1 protein-coding gene is annotated in these 560 nt (G+C 63.0%); it reads right to left on the bottom strand.

Annotated features, from left to right (window positions below; genetic code table 11):
- On the bottom strand, positions 1-560 hold a 560-nt coding region (locus HB631_RS26780), incomplete at both ends, for an autotransporter outer membrane beta-barrel domain-containing protein (RefSeq protein ID WP_213994212.1).

Below are 560 nucleotides of genomic sequence, written 5' to 3'. Positions count from 1 at the left end.
TCCAGATGGCCTGGGCCTGGGGCTGGATATAGTAGGTGGCGTTTTTCGCCGGGTTGGCGCCGATGTTAAAGGTGTAGCCGCTTTCCAGGGAGGCGGTGAAGCCCTTGGATTTGTAGTCTTCCTCGTTGAGATTCTGGCCGTCCACCTCATTGTCGAACCAGCCGTATTGGGTCCAGCCGTCGACGTACATCCCCGAGCGGTCGGCGGCGTCGGCATACCAGGTGCCGTAGATGCCGACGCTGTAGCCGTCCACCGAGCCTTTGGCGCTGTAGCCGGAGACCTGGGAATCGGTACTGCTGCGGGCATGGCCGTAACCGGTCATCAGGCCCAGGCGGAAGCTGTCGATATCGTTGCTGCTCCACTGGCCGACATCGCCCCCCAGTTGCAGGACGTAGCGGTTGCTCTGGGTTCTGAGCTGCCCGCTGTCATCGCGGGAGCGGTTGTGGCCGCCCAGATTGGTCATCCACAGGCTGGTGGTCTGCTGCTGGCCGGTGATGGGGTCGATATAGGCGGTCAAGGCCGAACGGGTATCCCGGCTGGCGGCGAACATCGTGTTGGCG

Origin of the sequence: Sodalis sp. dw_96 (assembly GCF_018449575.1) — a bacterium.
In the GTDB taxonomy this organism is placed as follows: domain Bacteria; phylum Pseudomonadota; class Gammaproteobacteria; order Enterobacterales; family Enterobacteriaceae; genus Acerihabitans.
The sequence above is the reverse complement of the archived record's forward strand: the minus strand, read 5'-3'. Positions and strand labels throughout refer to the sequence as shown.